Genomic DNA, 20,019 nt, shown 5'->3' on the forward strand with positions numbered 1-20,019 from the left:
GGTGGTTCGTCTGCAGGTCTTGGTGCGAAAATAAACTTTCGGCCCTTGTTTCGATGCAACCAATTCCATTTCAATCGGTTCTAGGGACATTGCCGTGGCGGTGACGCCGCTAACGCGTCCCCCATGCGGAATTTTCAATGAATATACAGACAGATCCCACCCAAATGGAAAAGACGAGCGCGAGCTTTCCGGCCATCACGGAAGAGCCGATACGCTCCAATTTCCTGCCGGAAGAGCGCCTGCGCACGCTGGGTGCAAGCCTCGCCAAGGGTGACGTCAAGGATCTGTTCGGCCTGGAGCCGTTCGATTTCCAGCCACGCGTCCGCGACAGCGCCAGCAAGATCCTCGAAGTCTACCGTTCGACCAATGCCGCGCAGGCGAGAGGCGAGACGATCACGCCGGCGGCGCAATGGCTGCTCGACAACAACTATCTGGTCGAGGAAACCATCTTCCAGGTCAAGCGCGACCTGCCGCACCGTTTCTATCGGCAGTTGCCGACCCTGAAGCTGCGCGACGGCGCTCGTGTGCCGCGCGCGCTTGCGCTGGCCTGGACCTATGTCGCGCATTCGGACAGCTCCGTCTCGGCGGCGATGTTCAAGGCGATCGTCGAAGGCTTTCAGGCTGTCGAGCCGCTGAAGATTGGCGAGCTCTGGGCGCTGCCGTCGCTGCTGCGCTTCGTTCTGATCGAAAATCTTCGCCGGATCGCGGTCCGGGTCAATCGTACCCGGCAGATGCGCCAGATTGCCAACGAGGTTGCCGATGGCGTGCTGGCGATCGACGACAGCGCCGACCGTCAGGCGATCCTGTCGAACTACGTCGCCCATGCACGAGACACCACCTTTGCCACCCAATTGCTCTACCGCCTGCGCGACGGATCGCAAAATGCCGGCAGGGCGCTGGAATGGCTGGAGGGCGAGCTTGAAAAGTCCGGCTCCGATGCCGAGGAAATCATCATCAGCGAGCATCGCACGTTGTCCAGCGGCAACGTAACCACCGGCAACATCATCCGCGGCCTCAGGCTCATCAACGATATCGACTGGACGGTTTGGTTCGAAGATGTCAGCCGCATCGACACCTTGCTGCGCGAGCGCACCGATTTCGCCGCGCTCGATTTCTTCTCGCGCGACCAGTACCGGACCGCGATCGAGGAAATGGCGCGCCGCTCCGATCGTTCCGAATTCCGCGTTGCTGAAAAGGCGATCGAACTCGCCGGCCATGCCGCTGTCGCCGATACCACCGTCACTGGTCCGACCGCTCACACCGACGTCGGGTTCTTTCTGGTCGGCCCGCGCCGGCTGGAACTGGAAAAGGCGATCGGCTATCGGCCGACCGTCAGCGTCACGATCAAACGAGCGTTCCGCAAGACCGGATGGCTGGGCATTGTCGTGCCGGTGTTCGCGCTGACGGTCCTGCTTCTGGTCCTCTCAGGCAATGCCCTTGCCAGTCTCGGCCTGTCGCTGCCGTCGATCGTCCTGATGCTGGCGCTGTTTGCCGTGCCGGCCAGCGAAGGCGCGCTTGCCTTCTTCAACACCGTCGTATCGTTATTCCTGAAGCCCACGCGCCTCGTCGGCTACGACTACAGACGCGGCATGCCGCCCGAGGCGCGCACGCTGGTGGTGGTGCCGTCGCTGATCGGCTCGCGCGACGACGTCGAGGAGAACATCCGCAACATCGAAGTGCACCATCTGGCCAACACGGCGGACGAAATCCATTTCGCTCTGCTTTCGGACTGGCCGGACAGCAAAACCGAAATCGATGCGGCGGATATCGAGATCCTCCAATATGCTCGCGACGAGATCGCGCGGCTGAACGCCCGCTATCCCAGCGAAGGCGCGCCGCGTTTCTACGTCCTGCACCGTCGGCGGCTCTACAATGAATCCCAGGGCGCCTGGATGGGCTGGGAACGCAAGCGCGGCAAGCTCCACGAACTGAATCTTCTGCTGCGTGGTGACAGCGACACCACTTTTCTGCCGCTGGACGTGCCGTTGCCGGAAAACGTCATCCATGTGATGACGCTGGATGCCGACACGCGCACCACCCGCGATGCCGTCGCCAGTTTGGTTGGCAAGCTTTGCCATCCGCTCAACCGCCCGCGTTACGATGCGGCAAAGCGCGTCGTCAGCGCCGGCTACACCATCCTGCAGCCGCGCATCACCGCTTCGCTGACCAGCGGCGACGACGCATCCTTCTTCCAGCGGGTCTTTTCTGCCAATCGCGGCCTCGATCCCTACGTATTTGCCGTCTCGGACATCTACCAGGACGTCTTCGGCGACGGCTCCTTCACCGGCAAGGGGCTCTACCATGTCGACGCCTTCGAGGCGGCGCTGAAGGGCCGCATCGAAGAAAACACCGTCCTCAGCCACGATCTGCTCGAAGGCGCGTTGGCGCGCGCGGCCCTGGTCACCGACGTCGAACTGGTCGAGGACTATCCGACCCGCTATTCGGTCGACGCGTCGCGCCACCATCGCTGGGCGCGCGGCGACTGGCAGCTTCTGGGCTTCATTCTCAATCCGCGATCCGGCGTGCCGGCGCTGTCGCGCTGGAAGATGGTCGACAATCTGCGCCGGTCGCTGACGCCGATCTTCTGGGTGATGGCCGCGATCGCCGGCTGGACGCTGCTGCCCTTCACCCAGGCCGCGCAATGGCAGGCGCTGCTGATCCTCACACTTTTCATGGCGCCGACGTTCGACATCGTCCACGCCATCCTGCCGAAAAGCGGCGACCAGACGCCGCGCGGTCATTTCTCGGCGCTGGCGCGCGACGTCGTCTTCGGCACCGCCCTCGTGGCTCTGAAGATCGTGCTGATGGCGCATCTGGCCTGGATGATGGGCGATGCCGTCATTCGCACGCTCTACCGCCTGTTCGTCAGCCGGAAGAACCTGCTCGAATGGCGCACTGCCTCGCAGGCTCACAAGAACGGCGACAACGATCTCGGCTCCTATTACGGCATGATGTACGGCGCGGTGGTTGTCGGCGTCGTCGGCCTCGCCATCCCTGTTGTGGCCGATTCAACCGGAGCTTTCGTCGCCTTCTTCTTCGCGCTGTTCTGGATCGGCTCGCCAGCCTTCGCCTTCTTTATCAGCCGCTCGGCCGAAACCGAGGACCGTTTGCGCATATCGGCGGCCGACATCCATGTGCTGCGCACGATTGCGCGGCGCACATGGCATTATTTCGAGACCTTCGTGACGGCCGAGCATCACAATCTGCCGCCCGACAATTTCCAGGAGAGTCCGGCGCCTGTCGTGGCGCCCCGCACCTCGCCGACCAATATCGGCGTCTATCTCCTGTCAGTGGTTTCGGCGCGCGATTTCGGCTGGATCAGCCTGTCCGACGCCACCACCCGCATCGACGCGACGATGTCGACTATCGAGAGCATGCCGCGTGAGCGCGGCCATCTCTTCAACTGGTATGACACGACGACGCTGAAGCCGCTCTATCCGCTGTACATTTCCGCCGTCGATAGCGGCAATCTCGCCGGCCATCTGGTGGCGGTGGCGGCAGCCTGTGCCGAATGGGCGGAAGCGCCTGCAGTCCACCTTCAGGGCGACTTCGAGGGTATCCTCGATACGGTGACGATCCTCGACGAAAGCCTGGCGGAGTTGCCTGACGACCGCCGTCAGTTGCGGCCGTTGCGCCAGCGACTTGCCGATCGCCTCGATGGCATGCGACGCGCGGTCGAATCGATCAAGGCACAGCCCGAGATGGCGTCGATCCGCACCATCAACCTGGCCGTTCTGGCCGGCGAGATCCGCAAGCTCGCCATCGCTATCCATACTGAGGCCGCATCGACGCAGAGCGACACCATCGCCGACTGGGCGGCGAGACTGGAAGCCACCTGCGAGGCGCATGTCCATGACGCGCATAGCGACGACAATGCCATCGAGGCGCTGCGGGCCAAGCTTCTTTCGTTGCGCGAGCGGACGCGCCGCTTTGCCTTCGAGATGGATTTCTCCTTCCTCATGCGCAAGGAACGCAAGCTTCTGTCGATCGGCTACCGGGTCGAGGAGCATCAGCTCGACGAAAGCTGCTACGACCTGCTGGCTTCCGAGGCGCGGCTGACCAGCCTGTTCGCCATAGCCAAGGGCGATCTGCCGACGGAGCACTGGTTCCACCTCGGCCGGCCGATCGTCGAGATCGGGTTCAAGGGCGCGCTGATGTCCTGGTCCGGCTCGATGTTCGAGTATTTGATGCCGCCGCTGGTGATGAAGGAGCCGCAAGGCAGCATCCTCAACCAGACCAGCAAGCTCATCATCAAGCGCCAGATCCAGTACGGCCGCTCGAAGGACGTGCCCTGGGGGATTTCGGAAGCGGCCTACAACGCCCGCGATCGCGAACTGACCTACCAGTACACCAATTTCGGCGTGCCTGGGCTGGGCCTGAAGCGAGGTCTTGGCCAGAACACGGTGATTGCCCCTTATGCGACCGTGCTGGCGGCGCAGTTCACCCCGCGTGAATCGGTGCAGAACCTGGCCAGGCTGAGGCGGCTCGGCGCCCTTGGCCGGCACGGCTTCTACGATGCGGTCGATTTCACGCCGCAACGCGTGCCGGAGGGCACCGACCATGTCGTCGTGCTGAACTACATGGCCCACCATTCCGGCATGTCGATCGCCGCCGTCGCCGACGCCATCTTCGAAGGACGCCTGCGCGACCGCTTCCACAGCGATCCGGTGATCGAGTCGGCCGAGTTGCTGCTGCAGGAAAGAGCGCCGCGCGACATCCCGACCGCCACCGTCAGGACCGAGGCCGACGAACGGTCGAAGGACGAAACGGAAGCCGAGAGCCCCGATACGCGCATTGTGCTCAACCCGCTCAAGGCGCTGCGTTCGACCAGCGTCATGTCCAATGGCCGCTACTCGGTCATGGTTACCGCGACCGGCTCCGGCTATAGTCGCTGGGGCGAGCTTGCCGTCACGCGCTGGCAGCCGGATCCGACCGAGGATCGGCTTGGCTCCTATATCTTCCTGCGCGACTCCGGCACCGGCGACTGGTGGTCGGCCACCGCCGAGCCGAAGCGTGCCACCCACGAAGAGGTGCGAACGCTGTTCTCCGACGACAAGGCGAGCTTCGTCAAGTCAGTGGGATCACTGCGTTCGGAGGTCGAATGCATCGTCATTTCGGAGGGGAATGGCGAAGGCCGGCGGGTGACGCTCTACAATGACGGCCCGGTCGACCGGCATATCGAAGTGACCTCGTTCGCTGAACTGGTGCTGGGCTCAGAAGCATCCGACAACGCGCATCCGGCGTTCTCGAAAATGTTCGTGGAAACCGAAATCGCTGCAAATAACGCAGCGATCTTCGCCACCAGACGTAAGCGGGAAACGGACGAGCCTGATGTCGCCATGGTGCATTTCGTCACCGACCCGTCTGGGTCGACGCGCGACGCCGAGGCCGAAACCGACCGGCGCGCCTTCATAGGCCGCGGCCGCACCATTACCGAGGCCGCCGCCTTCGATCCCGGCGCCAAGCTTGGCGGCCATTCCGGCTTCACGCTGGATCCGGTCGCAGCACTTCGCCGACAGGTGCGCGTGCCGGCCAACAAGAAGATATCGCTGACCTTCTGGACTGCCGTCGGCGCCAACCGTGCCGAACTCGAAGAAGCCATTGCGCGGCTTGATCATCCGGAAGCCTTCGCGCGCCAGGCGATGCTCGCCTGGACCCGCTCGCAGGTGCAGACCCGGCATCTCGGTCTCAGCCTTGCCGATGCCGCCAATGTGCAGAATCTGGCGCGCTACCTGATCTATCCGGATCCGTTCCTGCGGCTTCCGGCCGAATCGATCGCTTCCGGGCTCGGTAGGCAATCGGGCCTATGGCCGACCAGCATATCCGGCGACTTTCCGATTTTCCTGGTCAGGATCGGCGATGTCGCCGATCTCGAAATCGTTGCCCAGGCGCTCCGCTTCCAGGAATACATGCGCGCCCGCGGCATGATGATCGACTTTGTCGTCGTCAACGAGCAGGCTTCGTCCTACGTGCAGGACCTGCAACGGGCGGTGGAGACGCTGTGCGAAAACAGCCGCCTGCGCGGCAAGGAGCTGGGCCCCCGGCAGCACATCTTCGCGGTGCGCCGCGACCTCATGGACGAGGCGACCTACAAGACGCTGCTGGCCACCGCTCGCGTCGTTCTGCACACGCGCAACGGCACCATCTTCGATCAGATCGAGCGCGCCGAGGCCGCTGCGCTGCAAGCGCGGGACGCGTTGCAACCGGCGGGTGCAGCAGCGCTTCGTGAACCGTCTCCGCCGGCGCCACAGACGTGGGCCCAAGCCTCGTTCGACGGCAGTGCCGACGGCAGCGGGCTCAACCAGTGGAACGGTTTTGGCGGCTTCGAGGGCGACGGACGCCACTATGTCGTGCGTCTTTCTGGCCGGCGCACGACGCCGCAGCCCTGGATCAACGTCGTCTCCAACGCCTCGTTCGGTTTCCACGTTTCGGCTGAAGGCGCTGCCTTCACCTGGAGCCGAAACAGCCGCGACTATCAACTGACGCCGTGGGCGAACGACCCGGTCACCAACCGGCCAGGCGAGGGCATCTATATTTACGATCATGCCAGCGGCCGGGCGTTCTCACCGCTGGCCGCCGTGGTCCGCGACCCCGCCACGACCTACGAAACATGGCACGGGCAGGGTTTTTCGACCTTCCGTTCGAAGCACGGGCCGCTGTCGATGGACCTTACCCATGTGGTGGATCCCGTCGATCCGGTGAAAATCTCCCGGTTGCGCATCCAGAATTCCGGTTCGGCGCCGACGCGCCTGCGCGTCTATGCCTATGCAGAATGGGTTCTTGGCAGCCATCGTTCGCGCACGGCGGCGACCATCGTTCCGTCCAGGGATGCCGCGACGGGCGCGTTGCTGGCGCAAAATCCCTACGGGCTCGATTTCAGCGAGCGGGTTGCCTTCCTGGCCGCCGACGGGGCGGCACACTCGGTGACGGCCGACCGCCGCGAGTTCATCGGCCGCCACGGCACCAGCGAACTCCCGCAAGCCGTGCTCAGCGGCGCGAGCCTGTCGGGCCGCGTCGAGGCGGGGGACGATCCTTGTGCGGCAATTGCACGCGACGTCGACATCCCCGCCGGCGGCGACGTGACGCTGCTCTGGCTGCTCGGCGATGCAGCCTCTGCCGAGGAAGCCAGCGCGCTGGTACAGCATCATTGCAGCAAGGACTTCGATCAGCGGCTGGCTGACAATGAACGCACCTGGCGAGGGTTTCTCGACACCATCCAGGTCGAGACGCCGGACAAGGCGCTCAACGCGATGGTCAACCACTGGCTGCCCTATCAGAGCCTTGCCTGCCGCATCCGCGCCCGCTCGGCGTTTTACCAGGCAAGCGGCGCCTTTGGCTTCCGCGATCAGTTGCAGGACACGCTGGCCCTGCTTCTCCATGATCCGAAACTGGCGCGCGACCAAATCCTCAACGCGGCGCGGCGGCAATTCCCCGAAGGCGACGTGCAGCATTGGTGGCTGCCGCGAACGGAGGCAGGCGTCCGCACCATGATTTCCGACGACGTGGTCTGGCTCGCCAACGCCACGGCACATTACTTGCTGGTGACCGGCGATACCGCGATCCTCAGGGAACAATTGCCCTTCATCGAAGGGCCGTCGCTGGAAGAAGGCGAGCACGACGCCTTTTTCACGCCGGAGATATCGAAGAAGACCGCTTCACTCTACGATCATTGCGCGCGCGCACTTGACCTTGCCATCAAGCGCAGCAGCCCCGCCGGACTGCCGCTGATCCTCGGCGGTGACTGGAACGACGGCATGAACCGTGTCGGCGAGCAAGGTAAGGGCGAGAGCGTCTGGCTGGGTTGGTTCCTGCTGAAGACGCTGGGCGACTTTGCAGCTGTCGCCAAGGCGGAAGGCGACGCCAAGCGCGCGCAAGCCTGGACAAAACACGCGGGCGTGCTGAAGCGGGCGCTTGAAAGCACGGCCTGGGACGGTGAATGGTACCGTCGCGGCAGCTTCGACGACGGCACGCCGCTGGGGTCGCGCAGCTCGCAGGAATGCAAGATCGACTCGATTGCCCAGTCGTGGAGCGTGCTGTCGGGGGAGGGCGATCCGGCGCGATCGACGACGGCGATGCAGCAGGCGATGAAAATGCTCGTCGACGACGAGCTCAACATCGTCAAGCTTTTCACGCCGCCCTTCTCCAGGACGGCACAGAACCCAGGCTACATCAAGAGCTACCCGCCGGGTGTCCGTGAAAACGGCGGCCAGTACACCCACGCGGCGACATGGTTCGTCATTGCGCTCGCCGAAATGGGGCGCGTCGACGACGCCTACCGCTGCTTCTCGATGCTCAACCCGGTCAACCATGCACCCGACGAAGCCGCTGCCGAGCACTACCGCGTCGAGCCTTATGTCGTCGCGGCAGACGTCTACGCCGGGCAAGGCAAGGGTGGCCGCGGCGGCTGGACCTGGTATACCGGCTCGGCCGGCTGGCTTTATCGCGCGGCGGTCGAAGGCATCCTCGGCATCGAGCGCAGGGGCGAGCGCATCCGGTTCAGGCCGAAACTGCCCAGCCATTGGGATGGCTATGCGGCAACGCTCAAGGTGCTGGGGGCCGAGCTCAGGGTTCAGGTTGTCCGCGACAAGAAGGCCAAAGCCGTCTCGCTCGAGGTAAATGGTAAAAAGACGAAGGCTTCGTCTTTCGAACCGAAAGCCGGCGACAAGGCCGATCTGGTCGTCAGGATACCGGCGTAGCTTCAAGGATTTGGAACGTCTTTGTGCATCTTGAGGATTTGCGTTATTTAAAGTTGCTCGAGCAATTCTATTGCGCATGAGATTTCCCAAAAGCCGATGCAGGCTTTTGGGATTCGTACATGCCAAGTTGCTGATTAAAATTTCGGCAGTGCTTCCTGCCTGCCACGATTTTGCCGCAAGGCTGACATTTTACCTTTCTTCTCAAACCGTTAGGTGATCACGACAGATTTCGCAGCGTCGCCATCTTTTGTTCGCGAATTGGGAACTGAAGGGGTACGAGGGCATTGTTTCGCGACACGTCAACGAGTACGAGTCAGAAAATGATGCAGTGCACAATAACAATTTGCCGGAGTAGCTGAAGTGTCCCTTCTGCAAATCTACTGGAGAGCGCTCGGTTATCTCGCTGCCGACAGAAAACGCGTCGCGTTTATCTGTGGGGCGAATGTCGCGCTTGCGATTATCGCCATCCTTGAGCCGATCATGTTCGGACGGGTGATCGATGCCATTTCGGATAGCGGCTCGGTCTTTTCGACGCTCGGCCTATGGGCCGGTATCGGCGTCTTCAACGTCATCGCCTTCGTTCTGGTGGCGCGCGGCGCGGACCGTTTTGCCCATGCGCGGCGCAGCGAGGTTCTTTGCCAGTCGTTCGAGCGCGTGATCACCATGCCTCTTGCCTGGCATCATCAGCGCGGCACCTCCAATTCCCTGCACACGCTGCTGCGCGCGGTCGAGACCTTGTTCAGCCTCTGGCTCGAGTTCATGAGGCAGCATTTGTCGACTGTTGTCGCACTGGTTCTGCTGGTGCCGACGGCGCTCAGCATGGACATTCGCATGTCGATGGTCCTGCTGGCATTGGGCGCGCTCTACGTCGGAATCGGCCGGCTGGTGATGCGTCGTACCAGGGAAGGCCAGGCGTCCGTGGAGCGGCACTTTCACCAGGTGTTCGCGCATGTGAGCGACTCGGTCAGCAATGTCGCCGTGCTGCAGAGCTACAATCGCATCGGCCACGAGACCGACGCCTTGAAGCGCTATGTCAAGAATCTGCTTGATGCGCAGTATCCGGTGCTCGACTGGTGGGCGTTGGCCAACGCCCTGCACCGTCTGTCGTCGACCATTTCGATGATGGTCGTGCTGTTGATCGGCTCCTATCTTGTCATGCATGGCCAATTGCGCATCGGTGATGTCATCGCGTTTACCGGCTTTGCCACGCTGCTGATCGCCCGGCTCGACCAGATGTCGGCCTTCGCCAACCAGATTTCGGAAGCCAGGGCCAAGCTCGAGGAATTTTATCGGCTTGAGGACTCCGCGGCCGACGCCGCCGAGCCGGACGGGTTGCGTGACCTGGTCAACGTCACTGGTCATGTGCGTTTCGAAAACGTCAACTTCGAATTCGCCAATTCGGGGCAGGGCGTGAACGACGTGTCCTTCGAAGTCCGTGCCGGCCACACCGTGGCCATCGTCGGTCCGACGGGCGCAGGCAAGACCACGCTGATCAATCTCTTGCAGCGGGTCTTTTCGCCGTCCAGCGGCCGCATCCTGATCGATGGCATCGATACCCGCACGGTGACCCGCAAGTCGCTGCGCCACTCGATCGCCACCGTGTTCCAGGATGCCGGCCTGCTCAACCGCTCGATCGAGGACAATATCCGCGTCGGGCGCGCCGAGGCGACCTATGATGAGGTCCACGCCGCCGCCAATGCCGCTGCCGCGCAGGATTTCATCCTGTCGAAGAGCAACGGCTACGATACGGTTGTCGGCGAACGCGGTGGACAACTTTCGGGCGGCGAGCGCCAGCGTATCGCAATCGCGCGCGCCGTGCTGAAGGATTCACCCATCCTGGTGCTCGATGAAGCGACCAGCGCGCTCGACGTCGAGACGGAAGACCGCGTCAAGGAAGCGATCGACGAATTGCGGCGCGGCCGCACCACCTTCATCATCGCGCACCGCCTGACCACTGTTCGCGATGCCGATCTGGTCGTCTTCATGGACAAGGGCAAGGTGGTCGAAATGGGCGGCTTCGCCGAATTGTCGATGCGCAATGGCCGCTTCGCCAGCCTGCTGCGCGCCGGCGGCCTGCTCAACGACGAGGAAGTCCGCCGCCTCAGCCGCACCATCACGGACGCGGCCGCCTGAGTTCTTCCCTTCTCCCCTTGTGGGAGAAGGTGTCGCCGAAGGCGACGGATGAGGGGTGCTCGCTTGGCGCCGGCCTCACTCCGTCCAGCACTCCTCATCCGGCTCGGCGCTGTGCGCCGATCCACCGCCCGGGGCGAGTCACGGGCCTCGCCCGCCCTTCGGGCCCCACAGGGGGAGAAGGGAACGCGCGCCTGCGACACGGTGCTGTAGTTGCCCCAAGCCCATCACCGGTTTATGTAAAGCCGCATGAGTGACCTGACTTCACGCCTCAGCGGCTGGATGGATTTCGCCAACCCGACGCGGTTTGTCGGGTTGGCCGACAAGGTGGTGCCGTGGCTGGCAACCATCGCCACACTCCTCCTAGCCGCCGGGCTCTATATGAGCTTCACGGCGCCGGAGGATTTCCAGCAAGGCATCACCGTACGTATCATGTACATCCATGTGCCGTTCGCCTGGCTGGCCATGATGTGTTTCACGCTGATGGCGGTTTCCGCATTGGGCACGCTGGTATGGCGCCATCCGCTGGCCGACGTCGCGCTCAAATCGGCGGCACCCATCGGTGCCGTCTTTACAGCGCTCGCGCTGATCACCGGTTCGATCTGGGGCAAGCCGATGTGGGGCACCTGGTGGGTGTGGGATGCGCGGCTGACCTCGGTGTTCGTGCTGTTCCTGATGTATCTCGGCATCATTGCGCTGACGCGGGCCCTCGACGATGCCGCGCGCGCCGCCTGGGCCGCTGCAGTCATCACCCTGGTCGGCTTCATCAACATCCCGATCATCAAATTCTCCGTCGACTGGTGGAACACGCTGCATCAGCCGGCTTCGGTGATCCGGCTCGGTGGGCCGACCATCGATCCCAGCCTGTTGCGGCCGTTGCTGGTGATGGCTCTGGGCTTTACCGTGCTGTTCTTTGCGCTGCATCTGATGGCGATGCGCACGGAAATCCTGCGTCGCCGGGTCATTGCCATGCGCCGCGTCGCGGCACGGCAGGCCGAACGGCAATCAGCCTGACTCACTTCAGCTTTGCCCCTTTGCAGGCTCAGGGGGTCAAAGCTCGAAAGCCAAGCAATTGGCTTTCCGTCCGCTCCGCGGACCGCTTCTCACCCCATGCGGCCGCGCGCCGCCACCGGCAGCGTCTCAAGCACCCGTTCTCCGGCGATCAAGTGAACTTCGTCGAACAGATTGGTGACGACGCAGCAATGGTCGGGCACGATGCGCACGCGCTCGCCGATACGCAGCCTGGCCTCGCCGGAAAGCGTGACGTTGCCGTGCTCCTCGCTGAGGCTGGTGACGGTGGCGCCCGGAAGGCCCAGCAATTCGCCGAAATCGGGCAGCCCCAGCGTATCGCTGGACAACGCCTTGCTGCCGGCATCGAGGATGGCCCGTGTCGGCGTCGGATGGCTGACCACCGTCGACAGCACCGTCAGCGCGCAATCGTCGAGGCTTCCGACGCCCTTGGCGACCTGGTAGCGGTCGAGATAGATGTAGGTGCCGGGGCGGTACTCGGTGACGACGGAAGCCTCGCCTGCGCGCCACATATCCGGCGTGCCGCCGCTGGAGATGCGTTCGCAGGCGAGGCCGGATGCGGCGAGCGCATTGCGCGCATCGGCCAGCCAAGTCTCGGCCTCGGCGGCGCGGCCTGCCGCCGGATAGGTCATCAGCCCGCCGAAGGCGAGCCCCCTGGCCTTGTCGATCTCTCTGGCCAGCGCGACAGCCTCGCTGGCCGACTGGACGCCGCAGCGGCCCATGCCGGTATCGCACTCCACCAGTACCTGTAGCGGCTGGCCTGGATCGGTGAAGGTGGCGGCGAGACCCGCAAGCGTCTCCATGCTGTCTGATGTCACCGACAGTGTCACGCGGCTGTGCAGCGCCTTGAGACGCTCCAGCTTGGCGCGGCCAACAATGTTGTAAGGCAGAAAAATGTCGGTGAGGCCGGCATCGGCCATCACCTCGGCTTCACCGATCTTCTGGCAGGTGATGCCGACTGCACCGGCTGCGATCTGCTTCTTTGCCCAGTAGGGCAGTTTGTGGGTCTTGATGTGCGGCCTGAACTTCAGCCCGTGGCGGTCGGCGTGGGCCTGCGCCCGCGCGATGTTGGCTTCGGCGCGGTCGACATCGATCAGGATCGCCGGTGTATCGAGGTCGTCTATGCTCAGCATGGATTTTCACCCTGGGAATTGCCTGGACTTATGGCCTTGATCGGCCCGGATGTCATGAGGCCAGCACGCGGTTTACGTCGACACCGGATCGGTGTTCGGCTATTCGGTTTGGAGATCGCCCAAGCCAATGGGAAGGAACCACGACCATGAAACGCTCCGCCATCAACGAAATCATCCGCGACGCCGATGCCTTCATCCGTTCGTTCGGCTACATCATGCCGCCCTTCGCCTATTGGACCCCGGAACAGATGAAGGCGCGCCGGCAGGATTCGTCGGCCATCTTCTCCTCGCGGCTCGGCTGGGACATCACCGATTACGGCCAGGGCAAGTTCGACGAGCTCGGCCTCTTCCTGTTCACCGTTCGCAACGGTCGCTACGAAGACATGAAGAAGGGCATGGGCATGCTCTATGCCGAGAAGATCATGATCTCGGGCAAGGATCAGCTGTCGCCGATGCATCGCCATAACATCAAGGCCGAGGACATCATCAACCGCGGCGGCGGCAAGCTGGTGCTGGAGCTGTTCATGCACGATCGCGATGGCGGCATCGATCCGAAGGCGGAAGTATCGGTGCCGGTCGACGGGACTATCCACCGGCTGCCGGCGGGCGGGCTCTTGAAGCTCGATCCGGGCGAGAGCGTGACGCTGCTGCCGGGCGTCTGGCACGCCTTCTGGGCCGAGGGCAAGGACGTGCTGATCGGCGAGGTTTCGACCGTCAACGACGATCTCACCGACAATGTCTTCCGCGAGCCGATCGGCCGCTTCGCGGACATCGACGAGGACGTCGCGCCGCTGCACCTCCTGGTGTCGGACTACGAGAAGTGGGTGGGGTAAGACGGCCTTTCGTTCCTAACGCTGATGCTTGTCTTCCTTTCGCTTGCCCAGCAGCAGCTTTCGCTCGAGATGGGCTCGCAGGTCGCCGTAATACGCGGTCAGGAACAGGCGGGCATCATGCGCCTGCGGCGTTGAACCGATCTTGCGTCCGATCGTCTCAGCCACCGCCCGCAGCGCGAAATAGTCGTCGCGGCGCAGCACTTCTTCCAGCTTGTGCAGTTCGGCGATGCCATAGGCATCGAGCTGGGCGTGGCTGAACTGAAAAGTCCTGGCGACCAGATCTTTTCGTGCCGACAAATCCTCCATCAGCGTGCGCTTAGGCGCCTCGACGACCCAGGTTCCCGCCAGGAGGTCGCCAATCCGCAACCGGTCGCGATTGAAAAGCGGGAACAAGGCGAACAGCAGCGCCCATACCAGCCCGAAAACTGTCGTCAGCGTGTCGGCGACGCCCATCCCACTGCGTCCGGCGATAATCGACAGCGGCAGAAAGACCTCGATCTCGCGCATCAGATTGCGGGCGATGACCTGATCGACCGACAGGCCGGCTCCGCTGCGTGACGCCACCCTGATGCCGATGATCCGCTTGCCGGGGGTCGACGCGCGCCGGCCCGCCTCGAAGGCGATGAAATAGACGTTTCGCAGAAAAAAAATCGCGATGATCCAGACGATGAAAAGCGGCTGCAATTTATCAGTGCCGAAACCTGTTACTCCAAAGATCGCAACAATCGTGACCGCGATTGCAGCCGTGGCGATAAAGACGACATCGAGCAGGAAAGCGGCAGCCCGTGTGCCGGCGTCGGCCAGCTTTATCTGGAGATCGACACCTTCAGGCGTGATCAGCGAGCGCATTGTCGCCAGCGCAGCGCGTCTAGCGGTCGCCATTGCGCACCACCTGGAACAGGTAGAAGTAGCCGATCCACAGTGCGAGCATGCCGGTGCCAATGGCATAGCGGGTGACGTCGCTGGTGATCGTCTGCCTGCCGATGCCCTCGAGCAGTCCGGCAAACAGCAGCATGACCGAAACGCCGACCATCGCGGTCGCGGCGACGCGTCCGGCATGGGCGGCTGCTGTCATGCGGGTCAACTCGCCGGGGAAGGCGATGCGTGTGCCGATCCGCATGCCGGCAGCGCCGGCCAGTGCGATGGCGAACAATTCGGTGGTGCCGTGAATGGCCAGCCAGCCGCCAAGTTCCATGCCAAGCCCCTTTGCCCAATAGACCTGGAACATCGCCCCCAGCATGCAGCCGTTGAACAGCATCAGCAGCACCGTCGGCACCGCGAAAGCAAATCCAAGGGCGAAGGCGAGGATTGCGACCTGGACGTTGTGGGTGAAAAGATAAGCAGCAAAGCCTGAGAGAAAGCCATTGTCGCCATCATAAAGCATGCTGCGCAGCATCTCGGCCGAAGCGTCGGGACCGCGGCCGGCAGCCAGGCCCGACGGGATGATCGCGTCGAACCAGCCCTTGTCGGACGCTACCAGCCAGGCGCCGGCGCCGATGCCGACAAACATCAGCGCCACCGACACCAGCGTCTCGCGCCACAGATCGCGGATGGCACCGGGCCAGTCATGCAGGAAGAAATCGCCAACACGCTGCCGTAGTCCGCGGCGTGCCCCATAGAGATAAAAATATCCCCGCAGCGACAGGGATTCGAGATAGGCGATCAGTGCGCTGTCGAGGGATGTCGCTCTCGCTACCGAAAGCGAAGACAATGCCGACCGGTAGAGCAGCGGCAGCGACAGCAGCTCTTCTTCCGACAGTGTTCGCGGCGCGCGTTTCTCGACGCGGGCGAGTAGCGCCTCGAACGCCTGCCAGTCGGCCTCGCGCTCCCGACGGAAGCTGGCCAGCGACTGGCGTACGGCATCGCCGCGTCGAGCATCGCCGGGAACTGGCGCAGTCACAACAAATCCTCGCGCTTGAACTGCAGGTAGCGCTCGACCAGCGCCGGCCCTAGCCTTTGATGGTCGGCTTCGATCACATGCGCGCCGAGCAGCCGCAACCGGCCGATGACGACCTGCCTTTCGCGCAAAAGCCCGCCGGCGACGACGGCGCGGGCGATATCCTCGCCTGATGAAGGCGGCATGTCGGCCAAGCTCTCCAATTCGACATCCCTGATCATCATGAACAGCACCAGATGCCGCTCGGTGAGCCGGCCGACGGTGCGCAGCATCAATTCCGCGCTGATCGGATCGACGAAGTCGGTGAAGATGATCACCAGCGAGCGACGGTCGAGCCGCGCCGCAAGCGTGGTCAGCGCCAGGGTGAAATTGGTCTCCTCGTTGGAATAGTCGATCTCAACCGCCCGCTTCTGGATCATTGCGAAGCTGGCCGAGCCGCGCACCGCGCCGCTGGCGACGCGCGGCCGCGCATCGAAGCTGAACAGGCTGACCATATCGCCGCCCTTGAGCGCAATGAACGCCGACAGCAAGGCTGCCGCCACCGCCCGGTCCACCTTCGGCAGGCCGTCGACCGGCTCGCACATCAGGCGTCCGCTGTCGATGGCCAGCACGATATTGTTGTTCTCCTCGATACGGAACTCGCGCGCCAGAAGCCTGCCGTGGCGGGCGCTGCGCTTCCAGTCGATCATCCGCCGGCCCATGCCGGGCTGATAATCCTTGAGCGCCTCGAATTCCCGGCCCTGGCCGGCCCGGCGCTGCGCATGCCCGTCGGGCAGGGCGTTGCGCTGCAGCAGCGTGATCGCCTGGTCGCGGGCGCTGCGGACGTCGGGCAACACTGCCACCTTGCTTTCCATCGGCAGGACGACCTGGTTCCAGACCAGTCCGAACGGCCCGCGCCAGCGCAGCCACAGACGATCGAAGCTGGCGATGCCGCGCCGCAGCGCCTGGAACCGCAGGTCGAGCGATCCGCCATCCTTTGTGGCAGCCAGGGGACCGCCGGTTCCGCCGATCGGCGCCAGGCGCTCATCATGACCGACGCGCGCCTCCAGGGTCGGCGTCCGGCCTGAAAGACGGGCGGCGACATGGACGGTGAACTGGCCGCCGACGCCGACCTGCGGCGGCGCGTGGAGGCTGGCGGCCAGCGATTTCCGCCCGCGTCCGGCCGCGGCGTCCACCGCCAGGAAGGCGAGCAGCAGGCAGATCCACAGCAATCCGAGATACCACAATGACGGCAGCGCCAGCGCGACCAGGAAGGCCGGCACCGCGCCCGCCGCAGCCGCCCACACCGCTCGGCCGCTGGGATAGATCAACGCGGCGCTTCCGTCTGGTCGACCAGGTCGGAGACGATCTGCTCGACCAGTCGGCCATCGATCTGCGCGGCCGGCGACAGGACAACGCGATGGCGCAGCGCCGGCACCGCCAGTGCCTTGACGTCGTCGGGAATCACATAGGCGCGCCCGTCGAGCGCAGCCCGCGCCCGCGCCGCCCTGGCCAGCATGGCGCCCGCGCGGGGACTGGCGCCAACCTCCAAATCGGCGGTATCGCGTGTGGCGCGCACCAGCGCCGCGATGTAGCCGACGACGTCGTCGACGAGGGTGACGGAGCCGACGGTTTCGAGTGCCTTCTCCAGCGTCTTGCGATCCGTTTGAGCCTTGATGCCGTATTGCGCGATGTCGTGCGAGGCGGAGCCGCCGCCGTGATGGATGATGATGGCCCGTTCCTCCTCGGGACCGGGGTAGCTGACCCGGTGCTTGAACAGGAAGCGGTCGAGCTGTGCTTCGGGCAGGGGATAGACGCCCTGATGCTCGATCGGGTTCTGGGTCGCGACCACCATGAAGTTGCGGCCCAGCGAATGCGTGGTGCCGTCGAAGGTGACCGCATGCTCCTGCATCGCCTCCAGAAGTGCTGCCTGTGTCTTGGGCGGCGTGCGGTTGATCTCGTCGGCAAGCAAAAGATCGCAGAAGATCGGACCGCGCGTCAGCGTGAACTGTCCAGTCTGGAAATTGTAGATGTTCGATCCGACGATATCGCCAGGCATCAGGTCCGGCGTGAACTGGATGCGCCCGTAGGCGACACCCAGAGCCTGCGCGAAGCAGCGCGCGGTCATTGTCTTGGCCGTGCCCGGAGGGCCTTCCAGCAGGATATGCCCGCCGGCGAACAGGGCGGTCAGCATCAGGTCGACCGTGTCGTGCTGTCCGGTGATCGCCTTGGCCACTTCTTCCCTGATCCGTGTCGCCAGGGCCTTTACATCATCGACGTTCACCGAGCCTCCTTGCCGTCCAATCGTGCAGCCGCTCGGCTGCCTCGTGCATTTGCGTCAGGTTTTTCGCCTCGCCGGCGGCTTGCGCCCGCGCGGTGAATCCGCTGACTTCGTCCTTATCGCGAGAATCGAGCCAGCGGTCGAGCGCTTCGCCTTGCAGGCCCTGCGGCGCTCCCAGCAGTGCGCCGGCGCGCACCCGCATCAAGGCGGCATAACGGCCTCCCAGTTCGTCGAGCCGCCCGGCGCGCCGCAGCAGCATCGCCGTCGTATCCACCAGCGCACGCTTGCCGAAGGCAATGGCGCGCTGGTCGGCGCGCGGCGGGCCGAAACGGCCGAGGCCGCGCAGGAAAGCCAGCGCCGCCGCGGCCAGGATCGTCAGCGTCAGCGCCAGGAACGGCGGTTCGACCAGGAGTTTGGCAAGGTCGTATTTTCGCCCCGCGCCATGCAGCGTGAGATCGAACATGACCGGCTGTGCGCGGCCTCTCTTATCTGGATTTTCGGATGCGTCGTCACCGAGTTGGTCAGGGTCGGGCAGTTTGAAATTGGACCAGGACGGACCGATTCCGGATTGAAGCCGGCTGATCAGGTCGAGCGCGGCTGCCGCCTTGGTGGAATCCGCAAGCGCGGCGTTGTTGATCAGGTCGGGGTCGGTCAGGATATAAAAAGGCTTGTCGTCGAGTTCAGTGAGCACAGCCTTGTCGTTGCCGGCTGCTATGATTGGATGCTCGTCCGCCACCCACTGCAATTCGTCGGGGGCGGCAACGAGCCGGCCTTCGACGTCGAGTTGCCGCACCTTGCTTTGGCCGACGCCGATCCTCGATTTGGCGATCCGGCCGAGCCATTGGTTCACCACGGATTCTGGCAATCGCCCGAATTTCATCTTCCATCCTTCGTGCTCCTCCAGCGGCAGGGTTTGCCATTTGGGCAGCACGAAGAGGGTATTCAGGTCCTGCCGAAGTTCGAGGATGCGGTCGAGCGCGGCGGGATCGCTCTCGGGCGAAATGGTGACGATCAGCAGCATGTCGGTGCCGAGATCGTCCTCAGTTCGTGCCATGGCTGGCGGCTCGCCGGTGAGCCGCAACCATTCAGCCAGGCCGGCATAGCCGACGCCGCTTTTCGACAGCGGCGTGGCGCCGCCATTGCCGGGTTGCCGGAAGTCGGGCGCATAGGTGGACAGCAGGAAGAAACCCGCTGCCGCAAGCAGGCTGGCGAAAATGCCCCAAAACAGCGTTCTTCGATTGAATGGTTCCTGCGCGGCTGGTTCGACCGTCGCAGCGCTCATATCCAGGCATCCCGGAAGACGAACCGCTCATAGGCGCCGCGTGCTTGCCGCCAGCCTTCGGCGCCGACCGGCCTGCGCGCGAACAGTGCGGCTTCGACGATGCGTGCGATCTCGGTAAACGCCGCGCGGGCCTTGGCGGGAACCGAAGCAGCAGCGGCGATGTCGCGCGCCGTGAGCGACGGGCGCAAAAAATCCGGCAGCCGGCCGGCAATATCGGCGACGCTGCGCCGAAGCAGGAGATGAACCGCTTCGTCATAGTCGCCTCGCGCGGCCAGCGCGTCGGCTTCCGACAGCAGGATCTGCGCGGCGCCGGCGTCGGGACGCCATGCTTCCTCCGCCTCGGTTTCGCGCCGCGCGCGCTGCCATGGCAGGCGCCAGGCGATACCTTTCATCTCGAGAAAGACCAGGAGCAGGATGATCGCGGCACCTGATATCACCGCCCCCCAGAACAGATAGATCATGGAGGGACCGAGCGATGACAACAGGTCCAGCAGCGGCTTCAGCCAGTCAGGCGGCTGGGGCGGCACATAGGCCGGCAGGCCGAACTGGATCGACTTGTCCGAGATCAACTGCTGATGCGCTTTTGCCAGCCATTCGGCTTCCGCTGTGCCTGGCTGTGCCACTGCCAACCGTCCCCTGCAACCTGTGGTTCCCAGTCGACACTGGCAATGCACAACGGCAATTGCAAGTGGGCTAGACGTCGATCTCCAATGTTGGCACATTTGATGCGGGGATCACCAGCCGATATGCGGCGATTGA

11 protein-coding genes are annotated in these 20,019 nt (G+C 63.8%); 4 read left to right on the forward strand and 7 right to left on the reverse strand.

The genetic code is table 11. From position 1 onward, the window contains the following. Positions 1 to 137 precede the first annotated feature (137 nt). From M727_RS0118365 to M727_RS0118375, 3 genes are all read left to right on the forward strand, one after another. The gene (locus tag M727_RS0118365) at positions 138 to 8,696 is read left to right on the forward strand and encodes a glucoamylase family protein (RefSeq protein ID WP_027153910.1); all 8,559 of its coding nucleotides are present in this window, start codon (positions 138 to 140) and stop codon (positions 8,694 to 8,696) included. 360 nt (positions 8,697 to 9,056) lie between these two features. Next, positions 9,057 to 10,829: a glucan ABC transporter ATP-binding protein/ permease gene (locus M727_RS0118370; RefSeq protein ID WP_027153911.1), complete on the forward strand. Its 1,773-nt coding sequence runs from the start codon at positions 9,057 to 9,059 to the stop codon at positions 10,827 to 10,829. Between the two features lie 246 nt (positions 10,830 to 11,075). Further along, positions 11,076 to 11,840, forward strand: a complete 765-nt coding sequence (locus M727_RS0118375; protein WP_027153912.1) for a heme ABC transporter permease — start codon at positions 11,076 to 11,078, stop codon at positions 11,838 to 11,840. A gap of 89 nt (positions 11,841 to 11,929) precedes the next feature. Here the strand turns inward: M727_RS0118375 and M727_RS0118380 are convergent, their stop codons facing one another. Further along, positions 11,930 to 12,988 (reverse strand): D-TA family PLP-dependent enzyme, encoded by a 1,059-nt coding sequence (locus tag M727_RS0118380; RefSeq protein WP_027153913.1) that lies wholly within the window; start codon positions 12,986 to 12,988, stop codon positions 11,930 to 11,932. Between the two features lie 146 nt (positions 12,989 to 13,134). Between M727_RS0118380 and M727_RS0118385 the strand changes: the two genes are divergently transcribed. Next, on the forward strand, positions 13,135 to 13,821 hold the full coding sequence (locus M727_RS0118385) for a D-lyxose/D-mannose family sugar isomerase (RefSeq protein ID WP_027153914.1): 687 nt from the start codon (positions 13,135 to 13,137) through the stop codon (positions 13,819 to 13,821). Positions 13,822 to 13,836: 15 nt separating this feature from the next. On the opposite strand, the gene M727_RS0118390 is transcribed toward M727_RS0118385, so the two are convergent. Genes M727_RS0118390 through M727_RS0118415 form a run of 6 tightly spaced genes read right to left on the reverse strand, consistent with a single transcriptional unit; the run spans position 13,837 to position 19,883 of the window. Then, positions 13,837 to 14,703, reverse strand: a complete 867-nt coding sequence (locus tag M727_RS0118390; RefSeq protein ID WP_027153915.1) for an RDD family protein — start codon at positions 14,701 to 14,703, stop codon at positions 13,837 to 13,839. After that, positions 14,690 to 15,721: a stage II sporulation protein M gene (locus M727_RS36700; RefSeq protein WP_051505641.1), complete on the reverse strand. Its 1,032-nt coding sequence runs from the start codon at positions 15,719 to 15,721 to the stop codon at positions 14,690 to 14,692. Before M727_RS36700 ends, M727_RS0118390 begins: the two co-directional genes overlap by 14 nt. Continuing rightward, complete coding sequence (locus M727_RS0118400; protein ID WP_027153916.1) at positions 15,718 to 17,028, reverse strand: DUF58 domain-containing protein; 1,311 nt, start codon at positions 17,026 to 17,028, stop codon at positions 15,718 to 15,720. Before M727_RS0118400 ends, M727_RS36700 begins: the two co-directional genes overlap by 4 nt. After that, positions 17,025 to 17,981 carry a MoxR family ATPase gene (locus tag M727_RS0118405; RefSeq protein ID WP_027153917.1) on the reverse strand — a complete coding sequence of 319 codons (957 nt, stop codon included), beginning with the start codon at positions 17,979 to 17,981 and terminating at the stop codon, positions 17,025 to 17,027. The genes M727_RS0118400 and M727_RS0118405 overlap by 4 nt, the downstream gene beginning before the upstream one ends. Continuing rightward, positions 17,968 to 19,260: a DUF4350 domain-containing protein gene (locus M727_RS0118410; RefSeq protein ID WP_027153918.1), complete on the reverse strand. Its 1,293-nt coding sequence runs from the start codon at positions 19,258 to 19,260 to the stop codon at positions 17,968 to 17,970. The genes M727_RS0118405 and M727_RS0118410 overlap by 14 nt, the downstream gene beginning before the upstream one ends. Next, on the reverse strand, positions 19,257 to 19,883 hold the full coding sequence (locus M727_RS0118415) for a DUF4129 domain-containing protein (RefSeq protein WP_245268695.1): 627 nt from the start codon (positions 19,881 to 19,883) through the stop codon (positions 19,257 to 19,259). The genes M727_RS0118410 and M727_RS0118415 overlap by 4 nt, the downstream gene beginning before the upstream one ends. Positions 19,884 to 20,019: the final 136 nt, after the last annotated feature.

The sequence above is a fragment of the Mesorhizobium sp. WSM2561 genome (assembly GCF_000513915.1).
Taxonomy (GTDB): Bacteria; Pseudomonadota; Alphaproteobacteria; order Rhizobiales; family Rhizobiaceae; genus Mesorhizobium; species Mesorhizobium muleiense.